This window comes from Pseudomonas sp. G.S.17, assembly GCF_038096165.1.
In the GTDB taxonomy this organism is placed as follows: Bacteria; Pseudomonadota; Gammaproteobacteria; order Pseudomonadales; family Pseudomonadaceae; genus Aquipseudomonas.
The window spans coordinates 149,585-165,203 of the sequence record NZ_CP151076.1; the positions used below are offsets into that span (position 1 = coordinate 149,585).

Sequence of the window (15,619 nt, forward strand, 5' to 3'; positions counted from 1 at the left end):
CGAGGCTTGCCCTTGAAGGCTATGTTTCTAACGCGGAAAACCTGGCGGATCTACCGACCCGTTCGCGGGCAAGCCTCGCCAACAGATGCTTGTCTTCATTACGGCACCAACCACTGCCCTTGACTTTGCCCTTCGCAAAACGGCTTGAGGTAGTGCGCATCGCTGGCGACGCCGTAATAGTGAATGTTCTCGCGATAAGGCATATTGGCGACTTGCGCGTTGCTGCACACGCCGAAAGCCCCCGCCGGGCATTGCTCCGAGTAGGTGACGTCGATTTTCTGACCGGCCAGTTGCGGCTGGCAGAAGCCATCCTTGAAGAGTTTTTCCGGAATGTTGCGGTTTTCCTGGCAGACTTTCACATCGAGCCGCTCGGCCTGGCTATGCACCAGACACGCCTGGGCCAGGACCTGATTCGACGTCATTGCCAACAGCATCAATGCCAGCCACAACGGCCGTTTGATCACGCGCATTATTGCCTTCCCGAATTCGTTATTTCGCCATCGTCAGAAGCGACCCACATGCTGCAAAACATCCCGACCCACGTCATCGGCGGCCCTCTGGGCGCCGGCAAGACCAGCCTGATCAAGCATCTTCTGGCGCAAAAGCCGGTGCATGAACGCTGGGCGATCCTGATCAATGAGTTCGGTCAGATCGGCCTGGATGCCGCGCTGCTCGCCACGGCCGCAGATGGTATCTCACTTGGCGAAGTGGCTGGTGGCTGCCTTTGTTGCGTGAACGGCGCGCCATTCCAGATTGGGCTGGGTCGTTTGCTGCGCAAATCCAGGCCGGATCGGTTGTTGATCGAGCCTTCCGGTCTCGGTCACCCGGCGCAATTGCTCAAGCAGTTGCGCGAATCACCGTGGCAAGGCGTGCTGGCTGTGCAGCCGAGCGTGATGGTGCTTGATTCGGCGTCGTTGGCGAAGGGCCAGACGCTGCCGGCCAGCCAGCGGGAGGCTCTGGCGGACGCGGGTTTGCTGGTGCTGAATAAGTCCGCGCAATTGAGTGAGGCCGACCGACAGCGCATTGTCGGGGGATTGCCAAATCGCCCGATATTCTGGACTGAACAGGGCGCGCTGCCGCTTTCGGAGCTGCCCGGCGTCGATCAGCAAGCGGCTGTGGATAACTCTGCTGTGGAAAAACTGGTGCTGCCTAAAAGCCTGGCGCAGATGCCCGCGATCTGGACCGATCCACGTCAGCCAATCTGCCTTAGCCAAAGCCAGACAGAAGGATGGAGCATCGGCTGGCGTTGGCATCCCAGCCAGTGCTTCGACCTGACGCGCATTCAACAGTGGCTGGAAGACCTGGCGTGGCGACGGGCGAAGCTGGTTATCCACAGCCCGGCTGGCTGGTTTTCAGCCAATAGCCTTCAAGGCGCTGCGGTAGAGTGGAACATCAGCGAATGGCGCAAGGATTCACGCCTGGAATTGATCTTCAGCGAGCCCCAGGATGAGGCTCGATTACAGGCGCAGTTGGCGGCATGCTTGCTCTAGAGCAATTTATCCACAGGGCGCTCGTGCTCTACTGCTTCCACTTGTTGTGTTCCTGACGCCACTCACTCAATTGAATGATTTGCGCTGACGGCGGCGGAGTTTTGATTTCGAACGGGTAGGGCGCTAGCTCGATCTGCGCACTGTGGGCACCAAACATGGTGATGGTTCCGGGATGACGCTGCTCGCCCGTTACCGTGAATTCGAAGTTATACACACGCGCCAGACGCTTGCGGCCTTGGGCATCGCGGGCAAAGGTAAGACGACGCAATGCGACGTTGCCATCCAGCAGCTCCAGATCCAGCCGCGCGCAATGTTGCTTGACCCGCTCCAGCGCACGTTCGCGCAAGCCATGGGAATGCCACAACCAGGCAGCGCCGGTTGCAAGCAGCATCAAGACGAACATGTTTCCCAAGGTCAGCATGAAAAGGGCGCTCCAACGAAGAGTCTCCAGCTTAACCGTCTCTAATGATTTCCAGCCATACTGCGCGACTTAAATTTCTTATTACTGCATTTGCATCGTGTTCAGGATCTTGTCATGAAACGTACACCCCATTTGCTCGCCATTCAGTCCCATGTTGTATTCGGCCATGCTGGCAACGGCGCTGCTGTGTTTCCGATGCAGCGTGCCGGGGTCAATGTCTGGCCGCTCAACACGGTGCAGTTCTCCAATCACACGCAATACGGGCAATGGACCGGCGAAGTGCTGGCGCCGCAGCAGATTCCCGCGTTGATCGACGGCATCGCGGCCATCGGCGAGCTGGGCAATTGCGATGCGGTGCTTTCGGGTTATCTGGGCAGCGCGGCGCAGGGGCGAGCGATTCTGACTGGCGTGGCGCGGATCAAGGCGGCCAACCCCAAGGCGTTGTACCTGTGCGACCCGGTGATGGGCCATCCGGAGAAGGGTTGCATCGTGCCAGCCGAAGTCAGTGACTTTCTCTTGGAAGAAGCGGCAGCGGTAGCGGATTTCATGTGCCCCAACCAGTTGGAGCTGGACAGCTTCTCTGGCCGCAAGCCCGAATCGCTGCTCGATTGCCTGAGCATGGCCCGGGCTTTATTGGCGCGTGGGCCGAAAGCCATTGTGGTCAAACACCTGGATTACCCCGGCAAGGCCGCTGACGGCTTTGAGATGTTGCTGGTGACTGCCGATGCCAGTTGGCACCTGCGCCGCCCGCTACTGGCCTTTCCGCGCCAGCCAGTGGGGGTTGGCGATCTGACCTCCGGGCTGTTCCTGGCGCGCATCCTGTTGGGTGACGCGCCGGTGGCTGCTTTCGAATTCGCCGCAGCGGCGGTTCATGAAGTGCTGCTGGAAACCCAGGCCTGTGGCAGTTACGAACTGGAACTGGTGCGCGCCCAGGACCGAATCGCGCATCCGCGGGTGAAGTTCGAGGCGGTGCGGTTGTAAGACCGGCGGCCCGACGTTTTCATACAGTTTGTGTGGGAGCTTGCTTGCGAAGGCGGTGACACAGGCAACGAAGATGTTGAATGTTCTGGCCGCTTCGCGAGCAAGCTCGCTCCCACCCAAGCTCGCTCCCACTCAAACCCGCGCCCGTATCACAGCGTTTCGTCCTTGATTTCCTGGTAGCGCTTTTCCAGCTCCTGACGAATCTGTCGGCGCTGCTGGGCCTGGATGTAGCGGCGTTTGCCATCAAGGCTTTCCGGCTCCAGCGGCGGGACGCTGGCCGGTTTGCGCTGGTCATCGACCGCGACCATGGTGAAGAAGCAGCTGTTGGTGTGGCGCACCGAGCGCTCGCGGATGTTCTCCGTCACCACTTTGATGCCGACTTCCATCGACGTATTGCCGGTGTAGTTGACTGACGCCAGAAACGTCACCAGCTCGCCCACATGAATCGGCTCGCGGAAAATCACCTGATCCACCGACAAGGTCACGACGTAGCGGCCCGCATAGCGGCTGGCGCAGGCGTAGGCGACTTCATCGAGGTATTTCAGAAGGGTACCGCCGTGCACGTTGCCAGAGAAATTGGCCATGTCCGGGGTCATCAATACAGTCATCGACAGCTGGGCGTTTCCGGGTTCCATAGCGTACTCACGATCAAGGCGGTTCAGAGGTTTGCACCTTATGGCGGTGCTTGCGGGCTATCAATCAACAAAGAGCTAATCAACAAAGAACAGTTATCCGGACGCTTGCTGGCTCAGGGCCGTCACGCGCTAAAGCCGATCTGTTTCCATATATTGCACCGGCTTTCGCAATGAATGTGCGGTGTTAACCTGCAAAAGCCCGTGGAGCGGGTTAATTCCTACATATTCATCAGGATTTTCGCCGTAACGGCCTGGCAATATCGGGCTCGCGCTGTCGATTTCTCAAGGAGCCGGAACCATGCATGCCATCAGCTTTATTCAGGATTTGGCAGTGATCATGCTGGTGGCCGGTGTCGTGACAATCGTCTTTCATCGCCTGAAACAACCGGTGGTCCTCGGTTATATCGTCGCCGGGTTCATCATCGGCCCGCACACGCCGCCGGTCGGGCTCATCCATGACGAGCAGACCATCAAGACCCTCGCCGAGCTGGGGGTGATTTTCCTGATGTTTTGCCTGGGCCTCGAATTCAGCCTGCGCAAGCTGTTCAAGGTCGGCGCCACGGCGTTTATCGCTGCGTTTCTCGAAATCACCCTGATGATCTGGATCGGCTACGAAATCGGCCAGTTCTTCGGCTGGAATTCCATGGATTCGCTGTTCCTCGGCGCGATCCTGGCGATTTCCTCGACCACCATCATCGTCAAGGCGCTCAACGACCTGAAGATGAAAAACCAGCACTTCGCCCAGTTGATTTTCGGCGTGCTCATCGTCGAAGACATCCTGGGTATCGGCATCATCGCCTTGCTGTCGGGGATTGCGGTGAGTGGCACGGTCAGCTCCGGCGAGGTTTTTTCCACGGTCGGCAAACTGTCGCTGTTCATGATCGTCGCGTTGGTTATCGGCATTCTGCTGGTGCCGCGATTACTGGCCTACGTCGCCAAATTCGAAAGCAACGAGATGTTGTTGATCACCGTTCTGGGCCTGTGTTTCGGCTTCTGCCTGGTGGTGGTCAAGCTGGAATACAGCATGGTCCTCGGCGCGTTCCTGATCGGGGCGATCATGGCTGAATCCCGCCAGTTGTTGAAAATCGAGCGCCTGATCGAACCTATTCGCGACATGTTCAGTGCGATTTTCTTCGTCGCCATTGGCTTGATGATCGATCCGCTGATCCTGCTGGATTACGCCTGGCCCATCGCCGTGATCACCGTTGCCGTGGTGCTGGGCAAGATGATTTCCTGCGGCCTAGGTGCGTTTATCGCCGGCAATGACGGCAAAACCTCACTACGCGTCGGGATGGGGCTTTCGCAGATTGGCGAATTCTCCTTCATCATCGCGGCCTTGGGCATGACGTTGCAGGTCACCAGCGACTTCCTCTATCCGGTCGCGGTGGCGGTTTCTGCGATTACCACGCTGCTGACGCCGTATCTGATTCGCGGCGCAGATCCGCTGTCGCACAAGCTGGCCGGTATCGTGCCGCAGCGCATGGCCCGGGTGTTCGGCATGTATGGCGAATGGCTGCGCAGCATTCAGCCACAAGGTGAAGGCGCGTTGCTGGCGTCGATGATTCGCAAGATCCTGCTGCAAGTCGGGATCAATCTGGCATTGGTGATGGCAATTTTCTTCAGCGGTGGTTACTTCGCCAAGCGCATCGGCGGGTACATGAGCGAATGGATCGCCGATGAGAGCCTGCAGAAAGCCTGGATTTGCGGCGCAGCGCTGTTACTTTCGCTGCCGTTTTTGATCGCTGCGTATCGCAAGCTCAAGGCGCTGTCGATGTTGCTGGCGGAGATGGGCGTCAAGCCGGAAATGGCCGGCCGCCACACTGCGCGGGTGCGCAAGGTGATCGCCGAGGTGATTCCGTTGTTGTCGTTGCTGGTGATTTTCCTGCTGCTGGCGGCGTTGTCGGCGAGCATTCTGCCGACCAGCGAACTGCTGATGTTGATTGCAGTCATCGCGGCGATTGTTGCCGCCGTTGCCTGGCGCTGGTTCATCCGGGTGCATACGCGCATGCAGATCGCGCTGCTGGAAACCCTGGGCAATCATCAGGAACCGTCCGAGCATTAGGATTGCCCTTGCTCGGTCGGCTCCCGACTCACGCGGACTCAGCTTTCCAGCCAGACGTCCCGCGCCCAGTGCCAGACCGATTCCCAGCTTTCTTCGGTGACCAGCTCTTCTTCGCCGGACCACAGCACTACGGTGCCGTCTTCTTCGACGCAGTAGTAGTCTTCGCCATCCTGACAGATCGGGATCAGCTCGCGCGGCACGCCGATGTCCCACGCGTTCGCGGCAACTTCAGGCAAGTACGTGTGCGATTGCGGATCGGTGATCGTCACCGGCTCAAGGCTGCCGTACACCACATCACTGACCGTCAGCAAAAACTCCTTGAAGACGAACGGGATGTTGATGAACAGCTGTTCCTCGACTTCTACCAGCTGGTCTTCGTCGGGCAATTCAAGCGGAACCGGGACTGGTTCATTCGCTTCACGTAATTGTTCAATGACTTCTTCCACGGCCTGGCTCCTCTAAACTGATGGCGCGGGTTATACAGTAGCCTAAAGCCTTTCTCAAAATAACTATTCGAACGGATAAGACAAAACCCCGGACGAGTCCGGGGTTTTGGATGCAGCTTTCATGACGCAGCGGATCAGCCGTTCTGGCGGATACCGGCTACCAGCCAAGGCTGGTTGTCGCCTTGAGGACGTTCCATGTTCCAGCTTTCGCTGAATACTTCACCCTGGTCAAAGCGCGAGGTCTTGGAGACGCCGCTGAAGGTCAGGGTCGCGATGGTCTTGTCGGCACGATCATCCAGGCCGTCGAGTTGCACGGTCAGGTTGTCGATGAACGTCGACTGGAAACCTTCGCCCAGATCAGCACGTTCCTTTTTCAGGAACTCCAGCATTTGCGGGGTCACGAACTCGGAGATCTTGTCCATCTCGTTGGCATCCCAGTGCTGTTGCAGCGACTGGAAGTGGCTACGAGCGGCTTCGAGGAAGCGGGATTCGTTGAACCATGCTGGCGCGTTGATTACTGGCGCTGCGGCTGCAGCTGAAGAACCGCCACCGAAGATCGAGTTCTGCGCAGGCTGTTCAACGCTTTCACGTTGAAACGCAGCTGGACCGGCAGCAGTGGCCATTTGCGGGCCTTGTTGCTTGCGACGACGGGCCGCGATGAAGCGGAAGATCAGGAAGGCAATGACCGCCATGATCAGGATGTCGAAGATTTGCATCCCCTGGAAACCGTCGCCCATGAACATGGAGGCGAGTAGGCCGCCGGCAGCGATACCGGCCAACGGGCCGAGCCAGCGCGAAGCACCGCTTGCCGCAGGTGCAGGACGACCGGCGGCGTTAGGCGCAGCGGCAGGGGTGGCAGGAGCAGTTTGGCGCGCCTGGTGAGTCGGCGCCGAGCCCATGCTCTTGCCGCCACCGAAACGCGCGGCGTTGGCGTCGAGGCTCATGGTGAGCCCGATGCACAGCGCCAGAGCGATGCTTAGAAAACGTTGCATAAGGGTATTCCCGTTTTATGGATTGCACGCGCGCCATATTGCATAGGGCATAGGTGTATAGCTAGTGGCCAAATGTTTCCGGCTTTTGCGTAAGAGCCCGAAGACCCTATAAAAGTTGGTCCGTAGGGCTTCGGTAAAAGTTCTGTAGGACACCGCCGTTGGGCGTAGTCATCTATATGGAGCTGACTGGTGGGAGATTCAAGCTGAGGCGGCGTTGCTATCACTCGTAGGACCGGCTTTAGCCGGGAGGGCGTGCTCCCGGCTAAAGCCGGTCCTACGGGCGAACACACTCCAAGAACCCGCTTGAGTCAAATCGCTTCCAGCTTCGCATACCCCATCATCAGCCACTTGCTGCCTTCTTCGAAGTTGACCTGCACCCGCGCCTGGGCGCCTGCGCCTTCGAAGTTGAGGATCATGCCTTCGCCAAACACTGCGTGCTGCACGCGCTGGCCCAGGCTGAACGCGGTTTCCGGGATTCCGGTGCCGTTGAACAGGCTGCTGGTGCTGACTTTTTGCGTGCCACCAAAAGGTCGGCTGACGCTATTGGACAGGCGCACTTCCTGAATAAGCAATGGCGGAATCTCGCGTACGAAGCGCGAGACCTTGTTGTAGGTTTCACTACCATACAGACGTCGGGTTTCGGCGTAGGTCATCACCAGCTGTTGCATGGCGCGAGTGATGCCGACATAAGCCAGACGACGTTCTTCCTCAAGACGGCCCGGTTCTTCAAGGCTCATCTTGTGCGGGAACAGGCCTTCTTCCATGCCCACCAGGAACACATAAGGGAATTCCAGGCCCTTGGCGCTGTGCAAAGTCATCAGCTGAATGCTGTCTTCGTGCTCTTCAGCCTGAGTGTCGCCCGATTCCAGCGACGCATGACCGAGGAACGCCGCCAGTGGCGTCAACTCTGCGTCCTCTTCAGCGTTCTCGAAGTTGCGCGCGGCGCTGACCAGTTCCTCAAGGTTTTCCACCCGAGCCTGGCCTTTTTCGCCTTTCTCTTCCTTGTGATAGTTGATCAGGCCGGACTGCTCGATGACGGTTTGCGTCATCAGGTGCAGCGGCATTTCCATGACCTTGGCCGCGAGATTTTCGATCAGCTCGACAAACAGGCCCAAGGCGCCGGCAGCGCGACCGGTGAGGCCTTTATTGGCGATCAGCTGACGCGTGGCTTCCCACATGGACACATCGGCGTGGCGTGCATGCTGACGAATGGCTTCGACGGTTTTTTCGCCGATCCCTCGTGCTGGCACGTTGATCACGCGCTCAAGGGCTGCATCGTTGCCCCGGCCTTCCAGCAAGCGCAGGTAAGCCATGGCGTTCTTGATTTCGGCGCGTTCGAAGAAGCGCTGGCCGCCGTAGATGCGATACGGAATCCGCTCGCGCAGCAACGCTTCTTCAAGCACCCGCGACTGGGCGTTGGAGCGGTAAAGAATGGCGATGTCGCTGCGCGCCAGACCGGTCTTGAGCGCGCTTTCGATGGTTTCCACTACGTAGCGGGCTTCATCGTGCTCGTTGAAGGCGGCATACAGATTGATCAGCTCGCCATCGCCGACATCAGTCCACAGCTCTTTGCCCATACGGCCGCTGTTATTGATGATCAGGCCGTTGGCCGCCTTGAGGATGCTGGCGGTGGAGCGATAGTTCTGTTCCAGGCGGATGACTTCGGTGTCAGGGAAATCATCGGAATACTGGTGAATGTTCTCGATTTTCGCGCCGCGCCAGCCGTAGATCGACTGGTCGTCATCGCCAACCACCATCAGGCTGTCGCCACCCTGGGCGAGCAGGCGCAACCAGGCGTACTGCACGGCGTTGGTGTCCTGGAATTCGTCCACCAGCACGTGTCGGAAGCGCCGCTGGTAGTGGGCGAGCAGGCCGGGATTGTCACGCCACAGGTCAAGGGCGCGCAGCAGCAACTCTGAAAAGTCGATGACCCCGGCGCGCTGGCAGGCGACTTCGTAGGCTTCGTAGATCGACTTCATTGTTGCCAGGAACAGATCGCCGCTGGCCTGAATGTGTTTCGGGCGCAGGCCTTCGTCTTTCTGGCCATTGATGAACCACTGGGCCTGTTTGACCGGCCAGCGCTGCTCGTCCAGGCCCAGCTCGCGGATCACCCGCTTGACCAGTCGGGTCTGATCGTCGCTGTCCAGAATCTGGAACGTCTGCGCCAGACCGGCTTCCTGCCAGTGCGCCCGCAGCAGGCGGTGCGCCAGGCCGTGGAAGGTGCCGACCCACATGCCCGCCGGGTTGATCCCCATCAGCTGCTCGATGCGATGGCGCATCTCCGCAGCCGCCTTGTTGGTGAACGTCACCGACAGGATGGAGTGTGGCGAGGCTTGCTCGACCTGGATCAACCAGGCGATGCGATGCACCAGCACACGGGTTTTGCCGGAACCAGCGCCGGCCAGGACCAACTGACGACCCACGGAGGCAGCTACGGCCTGGCGTTGGGCATCGTTGAGGGAATTAAGCAGAAGGGAGAGGTCATCGCGCATCGGCGCATTCTAGGGTGCCGAGCGAAGCCGGGCAAACCATGCTTTGCACCAGGCGATAAACGCAGGGTTCCGGACGACTGGCAAGTCAGGAGCTACAAGCGTGCATCGGCACCGAAAAGATCAAGCATCTACGACCAAAGTAACTGGCTAACAGCTATTTATATGAGCCCGGACAGTTTGGTCTGTGACAACCCTTGTGTATGCTCCGTGCACGCTCAAGGCCCTATCATTATAAGAATCCGCCATGACTTTCAGCCCCCGCCGCAGCGCCGAGGACGCGATACCTGCCGACCGGCGCAGCATCCCCAGGCAGTTCGCCACTCAGTTGGCGGTCGAGCGCACACGCCTGCTGTACCAAGGTTCGCTGCTGCCAACCCTGTTCATGTTTATCAATGGCCTGGTCTGCGCCTGGCTGCTGTGGAGCCCGCAACGTTATTTGCTGGTGGGCATCTGGCTCGGCTGGCTTGCGGCGTTGATTTGCTTGCGGGTTATTCAGGCAACCGCTTTTCGCAGTGCTTCTGCCGAGCGTCAAGCGCAGCCGATCTGGGGGCGAATGTTCTTGCTCGGTGCCGGGGCCAGCGGGCTGACCCTGGCCAGCGCCGCGCTGGTGTTGGCGCCTGCGGAAAACTTCCAGCAGCAAGCCTGGGTGTTTGGCCTGATCGGCGCGGCGACGTTATCTGCCAGCATCGCCTACGCCGCGAGCATCACCGCATTCCTGACTTTCACCTTGCCGTGCCTGCTGCCGCCGATCATTTACCTGTTCTGGGGGGGTGACGTGCCGTTGCGCGGCTGGGGCTGGCTCGGCCTGATCCTGTTGTTCGCCCTGAGCGTGGTGGCCTGGCAGGTCAATCGGCTGATCCAGCGCGGGCTGATCCGACGCTTCCAGAATCAGGCCCTGATCGACAACCTGCAGCAAGCGCAAGCCAGAAGCGACCAGCTCAATCAGGAGCTGGCCCGGGAAATCGAGCAGCGCCGCAACGCCGAGCGCGATTTGCGTGATGCGCAGGCGGGTCTCGAAGAGCGTGTCGCGCAACGCACGCTTGAGCTGGAAGAGGCCAACCAGACGCTCAGCCAAAGCCCACCACGCCTGGCCGCGACTGTATTTGAAGCCGCCAGCGAAGGCATTGTGATCTTCGACCCGGACTACAACATTCTTACGGTCAACCAGGCGTTCAGTCGGGTCAGCGGCTATCAGCCGGAAGATCTGGTCGGACGTAAAGTGACCGAAGTTGCCAGCAGTCGCGATGCGCGGCGGCATTTTGCGGCCATTCATCAGTCTCTCGAGCTAACCGGTGGCTGGCAAGGCGAACTGGTCGAAACCCGCAAGAACGGCGAGCTGTATCCGCAGTGGCTGCAACTGAGCGTAGTGCGCGATGGTGCAGGCAAAATGAGCCATATTGTTGGCTTTTTCGCCGATCTTTCCGCGCGCCGCGAGTCCGAAGAGCGCATGCGCTATCTCACCCACTTCGATGAGCTGACCGGGCTGGCCAATCGCTCGCTGTTCACCGAGCGCCTGCGTGAAGCCAACAAACGCGTGCGTCAGGGCGGCAGAAGCCTGGCCTTGCTGCACATCAATCTGGACCGTTTCAAGCTGCTCAATGACAGCCTCGGGCATGAAGTCGCCGACCAGTTGCTCAAGCAGGTTGCGCGACGTTTGACCAGCGCGCTGCCGGAAGCCGACACCATCGCCCGATTGTCTGGCGACGAATTTGCCGTGTTATTCGATGCCTATGCCAACCTGTCCAGCCTTGCGCGGGTGACCAGCCGACTGCTGGCCAAGCTGCGCACGCCGATTTCTGTGGGCGGCCATGAACTGGTGGTCAGCGCATCGGTGGGTATCAGCCTGCTGCCTGATTCGGCTCGGGAAATCCCGGCGTTGGTCAGTCAGGCCAACATGGCGATGCAACACGCCAAACACCTGGGCGGCAACAATTTCCAGTTCTATACCGAAAGCCTGCAAGCCAGCACGCTGGAGCGTTTGCAGCTGGAAATTCAGCTGCGCAAGGCCATTGAAGAGAAACAGCTGGAAGTTTTCTATCAGCCCAAGCTGTGCCTGGCCAGCGGTCGGCTTGATGCTGTCGAGGCATTGGTGCGCTGGCGGCATCCGCTCATGGGCATGGTGCCACCGGGGGATTTTATCGGGCTGGCCGAAGAGACTGGCTTGATCGGCGCCATCGGTGAATTCGTGCTGCGCCAATCCTGTCGGCAGGCCTGCGAATGGCAGCGTCAGGGCCTCGACCCGATTCGTGTGTCGGTCAACCTGTCGGTTCATCAGCTGCGTCAGGGCAAGCTGGTCAGTCTGGTGCGCCAGGTTCTCGAAGAAACCGGTCTGGCGCCGCAATGGCTGGAGCTTGAGCTGACCGAAAGCCAGTTGCTGGATAGCGTCGAACACATCATTGCGACCTTTCATCAGTTGCGCGAGCTGGGCGTAAAACTCGCCATCGACGATTTCGGCACCGGCTATTCTTCCCTGAGCTATCTCAAGCGTTTCCCGGTGGACTACGTAAAAATCGACCAGGCTTTCATTCGCGGCCTCGGCGAAGGTACCGAAGACGCGGCGATCACCCGCGCGATCATCGCCATGGCCCACAGCCTCGGGCTGAAAGTCGTGGCCGAAGGTGTCGAAAACCAGGCGCAGCTGGATTTCCTCAAGGCCAACGAGTGCGACGAAGTGCAGGGTTATTTGATCAGTCGGCCGATTGAAGCGGGGGCGTTGGCGGGGGTGTTGGATGAATACGCCGCGAGAGACGACAGCTGAGGTAGGAAGAGGCCTACATGATTGCTGGATAGGTCATTCAATCACTGGTGTAAGACCGGGCAAGCTCGTTTAACTGGGCGTCCCGCAGGTCATGTAGTATAACTACAAGAAAGCTACATCCCGGCCAACGCACCTTTATCGAGTCTGCCCCCTTGAATCTGCTGCAACACATTGCCCAGTCACGCCACCTGCTACGTAAATCGGAACTCAAGGTCGCCGATCACGTGCTGCTTGACCCTGCGGCTGTGATGCACAGTTCCATGGCCGATCTGGCGCACAGCGTTGGCATCAGTGAACCGACCATCGTGCGTTTTTGCCGCGCCATCGGTTGCACCGGCTTTCAGGATCTGAAGCTCAAGCTGGCGCAGAGTCTGGCGGCGGGGGCGAGTTTTGGTCAGTTCGCGATTCATGAAGACGATTCGGTTGCCGACTACAGCCTGAAGATTTTCGACACCACGCTGCACACCTTGATGGAAGTGCGCGAGAACCTCGATCCGCACGCCTTGCAACTGGCCGTCAGCGCCATGGCGGCGGCCAAACGGGTTGAGTTCTACGGCTTTGGCGCGTCCGGCGCAGTGGCGGCAGATGCCCAGCACAAGTTTTTCCGCCTGTTGCTCAGCGCAGCGGCTTATTCCGATCCGCACATGCAGGCCATGTCGGCCGTGACCTTGAAGCCTACGGACGTTGCGGTGTGCATCTCGCAATCCGGCCGTTCCAAGGATCTGCTGATTACCGCGAATCTGGTTCGCGAAAGCGGCGCAACCTTGATTACCCTGTGTCCGAGCCAGACGCCATTGGCCGAGCTGTCGTCGGTCAACCTGGCCATCGACGTGCATGAAGACACGGAAATCTACACCCCGCTGACCTCGCGTATCGCTCACTTGGTGGTGATCGACGTATTGGCAATGGGCGTTGCCATGGCGCGCGGCCCGAGCCTGGTCAACCACCTGAAAAGTGTCAAACGCAGCCTGCGCAGCCTTCGTCTGTCACCAAAATCAGTCAAATCCCACGAGGATTGATGAGCTGTAGAAACCCTGCCGAATTAATGTGACGGGAGGTTTTTTTGTGGGCCGGACTGGCGATTCGCGGACAAGTCCCCTCCTACCGGTTTTGCACAGATTCGGTAGGACCGGACTTGTCCGGGAAGGAGCTCGGGTCACACGGAATCTGTAGTCGTTTGGGCCTCTTCGAGGACAAGTCCTCGATAGCCGTGGCTCTGGCAATGCGCCGGAACAGGCAGATTGAGCAGGGCCGGACTGGCGATTCGGGGACAAATCCCCTCCTACCGGTTTTGCACAGATTCGGTAGGACCGGACTTGTCCGGGAAGGTGCTCGGGTCACACGGAATCTGTAGTCGTTTGGGCCTCTTCGAGGACAAGTCCTCGATAGCCGTGGCTCTAGCAATGCGCCGGAACAGGCAGATTGAGCAGGGCCGGACTGGCGATTCGGGGACAAGTCCCCTCCTACCGGTTTTACACAGATTCGGTAGGACCGGACTTGTCCGGGAAGGTGCTCGGGTCACACGGAATCTGTAGTCGTTTGGGCCTCTTCGAGGACAAGTCCTCGATAGCCGTGGCTCTGGCAATGCGCCGGAACAGGCAGATTGAGCAGGGCCGGACTGGCGATTCGGGGACAAATCCCCTCCTACCGGTTTTGCACAGATTCGGTAGGACCGGACTTGTCCGGGAAGGAGCTCGGGTCACACGGAATCTGTAGTCGTTTGGCATCTTCGAGGACAAGTCCTCGATAGCCGTGGCTCTGGCAATGCGCCGGAACAGGCAGATTGAGCAGGGCCGGACTGGCGATTCGGGGACAAATCCCCTCCTACCGGTTTTGCACAGATTCGGTAGGACCGGACTTGTCCGGGAAGGAGCTCGGGTCACACGGAATCTGTAGTCGTTTGGGCCTCTTCGAGGACAAGTCCTCTCCCACTGGGAAGTGCTTTCATCGTTTTGTCACCATTGCCCGCCATTCTGTATTCCCACACACGCATTGGGAGACAGGATATGGCTCGGCATCATGATGACTCGAACAGCACCGTCAAAACCCGCCGTCAGCAGGAAGACCAGCGTCGGATGGAGTTTCGTCGTGCAATCGAAAGCTATTCGGAAGAGCGCAAACTGAATCAAGCCCTCTCGGATTTCGACGACAGTATTTCCGGTCGTTTCTGGCAGGCGCCCAGCGCTAGCGAAGGCGTCCGTCGAAACGCTCGACAAGCTGGCTGATCTGCGCGCGTTCGGTGCGGATGAAACCAAGGAAGGCATGAGCCACCGGCGATAGACGTCTGTCCCTGGCTTGCACCACGCACCAGCTGCGATACAGCGGCAGTTCCGCCACGGGCAGCTCGACGAGCATGCCGGTGGCGAGTTCGAGGCTGACCGCGTGGCGAGTCAGCAACGCGATGCCCAGCCCGGCCACGACGCATTCGCGCTGCGCCTCGTGGGACGCAACCTCCAGCGTCTGTGTGAAATGCACGCGCTTGTCCTTGAAGTATTCCTCGCATGCCTTGCGCGTTCCCGAGCCGCTTTCCCGAATCAACAGTGGATACGGTTCCAGATCCTTCAGCGTCAGGGCTTGCCCGTTGCACAGCGGATGGTCCGGCGGCGCGACCGCGACAATCGGATTGTTGAGGAAGGGTAGAAATTCCAGGCCCATGTCCTGAGGCACCATGGACATCACCACCAAATCGTCGCGATTGTCGGAAAGCCGTCTGATGACTTGGGCACGATTGACCACCGTCAGGTTAAGCATGACTTCCGGATAGTTGCGCTTGAAGGCCGCGAAAAGATGCGGGACGAAATATTTGCAGCTCGATTCGACCGCCAGCTTGAGTTGGCCTTGCAGAGAACCCTGCAAATCGGTGAGCTGCATATCCAGGCTCTCCAGCCGCCCGAAAATGTCGCGGCTGGCCAGTTGTAGCGCTTCGGCGGCTTCGGTCAGGTAGAGTTTTTTGCCGATATATTCGAACAGCGGTTGGCCGATCAGCTCTTCCAGCTGCCGTATCTGCAAGCTGACAGCCGGTTGCGTGAGGGCCATTTCATCCGCCGCGCGGCTGTAGGAACGCAGATCACAGACCTCATTGAAAATCCGTAATTGACGCAATGTCATACGCATCAATGACTTACGCATCTTTAACGTTTCCTTCGAATAGCTGAAGTTCCAACTATAAGCTTTTACTTATAGTCATCCCAATATTTACTCATTTTTGTTAATCGCTGATCCGGCATAGGGTGGTCGTGCGACAAGAAACCACATGTGCAGTTACAAAAAAGCGGCGACCGAAGCGATATCCGGTCCTGCGCCGAGCGGCTTTGTCGCTTCGTCTGTTCAATGGTCGAGGAA

The 15,619-nt window shown here is 58.9% G+C and carries 13 protein-coding genes; 6 read left to right on the forward strand and 7 right to left on the reverse strand.

The features are described from left to right. Positions 1–98 precede the first annotated feature (98 nt). Positions 99–470: an NADH:ubiquinone oxidoreductase gene (locus tag AABC73_RS00690; RefSeq protein WP_341522033.1), complete on the reverse strand. Its 372-nt coding sequence runs from the start codon at positions 468–470 to the stop codon at positions 99–101. Between the two features lie 48 nt (positions 471–518). Between AABC73_RS00690 and AABC73_RS00695 the strand changes: the two genes are divergently transcribed. Further along, on the forward strand, positions 519–1,490 hold the full coding sequence (locus AABC73_RS00695) for a GTP-binding protein (RefSeq protein WP_341522034.1): 972 nt from the start codon (positions 519–521) through the stop codon (positions 1,488–1,490). A 28-nt stretch (positions 1,491–1,518) separates the two neighbouring features. Here AABC73_RS00695 and AABC73_RS00700 read toward each other — a convergent pair whose 3' ends face one another. Then, positions 1,519–1,911 carry a DUF3301 domain-containing protein gene (locus tag AABC73_RS00700; RefSeq protein WP_341522035.1) on the reverse strand — a complete coding sequence of 131 codons (393 nt, stop codon included), beginning with the start codon at positions 1,909–1,911 and terminating at the stop codon, positions 1,519–1,521. Between the two features lie 114 nt (positions 1,912–2,025). Between AABC73_RS00700 and pdxY the strand changes: the two genes are divergently transcribed. Further along, entirely contained in the window at positions 2,026–2,892 is an 867-nt protein-coding gene (gene pdxY / locus AABC73_RS00705) for a pyridoxal kinase PdxY (protein ID WP_341522036.1), read from the forward strand. Positions 2,893–3,041: 149 nt separating this feature from the next. On the opposite strand, the gene AABC73_RS00710 is transcribed toward pdxY, so the two are convergent. Continuing rightward, positions 3,042–3,527, reverse strand: coding sequence for an acyl-CoA thioesterase (locus AABC73_RS00710; protein ID WP_020291647.1), 486 nt, complete (start codon positions 3,525–3,527; stop codon positions 3,042–3,044). A 298-nt stretch (positions 3,528–3,825) separates the two neighbouring features. On the opposite strand from AABC73_RS00710, the gene AABC73_RS00715 reads away from it, so the two are divergent. Next, the gene (locus tag AABC73_RS00715; RefSeq protein ID WP_341522037.1) at positions 3,826–5,589 is read left to right on the forward strand and encodes a cation:proton antiporter; all 1,764 of its coding nucleotides are present in this window, start codon (positions 3,826–3,828) and stop codon (positions 5,587–5,589) included. 38 nt (positions 5,590–5,627) lie between these two features. On the opposite strand, the gene AABC73_RS00720 is transcribed toward AABC73_RS00715, so the two are convergent. The 3 genes from AABC73_RS00720 to uvrD all read right to left on the reverse strand — a co-directional run bounded on the left by AABC73_RS00720 (position 5,628) and on the right by uvrD (position 9,519). Next, complete coding sequence (locus tag AABC73_RS00720; protein WP_020291645.1) at positions 5,628–6,035, reverse strand: SMI1/KNR4 family protein; 408 nt, start codon at positions 6,033–6,035, stop codon at positions 5,628–5,630. A 134-nt stretch (positions 6,036–6,169) separates the two neighbouring features. Beyond that, positions 6,170–7,027, reverse strand: coding sequence for a TIM44-like domain-containing protein (locus AABC73_RS00725; RefSeq protein WP_341522038.1), 858 nt, complete (start codon positions 7,025–7,027; stop codon positions 6,170–6,172). Between the two features lie 308 nt (positions 7,028–7,335). Beyond that, positions 7,336–9,519 carry a DNA helicase II gene (gene uvrD, locus AABC73_RS00730; RefSeq protein ID WP_341522039.1) on the reverse strand — a complete coding sequence of 728 codons (2,184 nt, stop codon included), beginning with the start codon at positions 9,517–9,519 and terminating at the stop codon, positions 7,336–7,338. 244 nt (positions 9,520–9,763) lie between these two features. On the opposite strand from uvrD, the gene AABC73_RS00735 reads away from it, so the two are divergent. The 3 genes from AABC73_RS00735 to AABC73_RS00745 all read left to right on the forward strand — a co-directional run bounded on the left by AABC73_RS00735 (position 9,764) and on the right by AABC73_RS00745 (position 14,502). Further along, a complete protein-coding gene (locus tag AABC73_RS00735; RefSeq protein ID WP_341522040.1) occupies positions 9,764–12,277 on the forward strand; it encodes an EAL domain-containing protein in 2,514 nt (837 codons plus the stop codon). A 152-nt stretch (positions 12,278–12,429) separates the two neighbouring features. After that, on the forward strand, positions 12,430–13,296 hold the full coding sequence (gene hexR / locus AABC73_RS00740) for a transcriptional regulator HexR (RefSeq protein WP_065832694.1): 867 nt from the start codon (positions 12,430–12,432) through the stop codon (positions 13,294–13,296). A 987-nt stretch (positions 13,297–14,283) separates the two neighbouring features. Beyond that, on the forward strand, positions 14,284–14,502 hold the full coding sequence (locus tag AABC73_RS00745; RefSeq protein WP_341522041.1) for a hypothetical protein: 219 nt from the start codon (positions 14,284–14,286) through the stop codon (positions 14,500–14,502). Here the strand turns inward: AABC73_RS00745 and AABC73_RS00750 are convergent. Then, positions 14,462–15,406, reverse strand: a complete 945-nt coding sequence (locus AABC73_RS00750; protein ID WP_341522042.1) for a LysR family transcriptional regulator — start codon at positions 15,404–15,406, stop codon at positions 14,462–14,464. The genes AABC73_RS00745 and AABC73_RS00750 overlap by 41 nt on opposite strands. Between the last annotated feature and the right edge of the window lie 213 nt (positions 15,407–15,619).

Excerpts from the sequence above, each read along its gene's own strand:
- AABC73_RS00690 (WP_341522033.1), bottom strand. The coding sequence starts at position 470 with ATGCGCGTGATCAAACGGCCGTTGTGGCTGGCATTGATGCTGTTGGCA.
- AABC73_RS00695 (WP_341522034.1), top strand. The coding sequence starts at position 519 with ATGCTGCAAAACATCCCGACCCACGTCATCGGCGGCCCTCTGGGCGCC.
- AABC73_RS00700 (WP_341522035.1), bottom strand. The coding sequence starts at position 1,911 with ATGCTGACCTTGGGAAACATGTTCGTCTTGATGCTGCTTGCAACCGGC.
- pdxY (WP_341522036.1), top strand. The coding sequence starts at position 2,026 with ATGAAACGTACACCCCATTTGCTCGCCATTCAGTCCCATGTTGTATTC.
- AABC73_RS00710 (WP_020291647.1), bottom strand. The coding sequence starts at position 3,527 with ATGGAACCCGGAAACGCCCAGCTGTCGATGACTGTATTGATGACCCCG.
- AABC73_RS00715 (WP_341522037.1), top strand. The coding sequence starts at position 3,826 with ATGCATGCCATCAGCTTTATTCAGGATTTGGCAGTGATCATGCTGGTG.
- AABC73_RS00725 (WP_341522038.1), bottom strand. The coding sequence starts at position 7,027 with ATGCAACGTTTTCTAAGCATCGCTCTGGCGCTGTGCATCGGGCTCACC.
- uvrD (WP_341522039.1), bottom strand. The coding sequence starts at position 9,519 with ATGCGCGATGACCTCTCCCTTCTGCTTAATTCCCTCAACGATGCCCAA.
- AABC73_RS00735 (WP_341522040.1), top strand. The coding sequence starts at position 9,764 with ATGACTTTCAGCCCCCGCCGCAGCGCCGAGGACGCGATACCTGCCGAC.
- AABC73_RS00745 (WP_341522041.1), top strand. The coding sequence starts at position 14,284 with ATGGCTCGGCATCATGATGACTCGAACAGCACCGTCAAAACCCGCCGT.
- AABC73_RS00750 (WP_341522042.1), bottom strand. The coding sequence starts at position 15,406 with ATGCGTAAGTCATTGATGCGTATGACATTGCGTCAATTACGGATTTTC.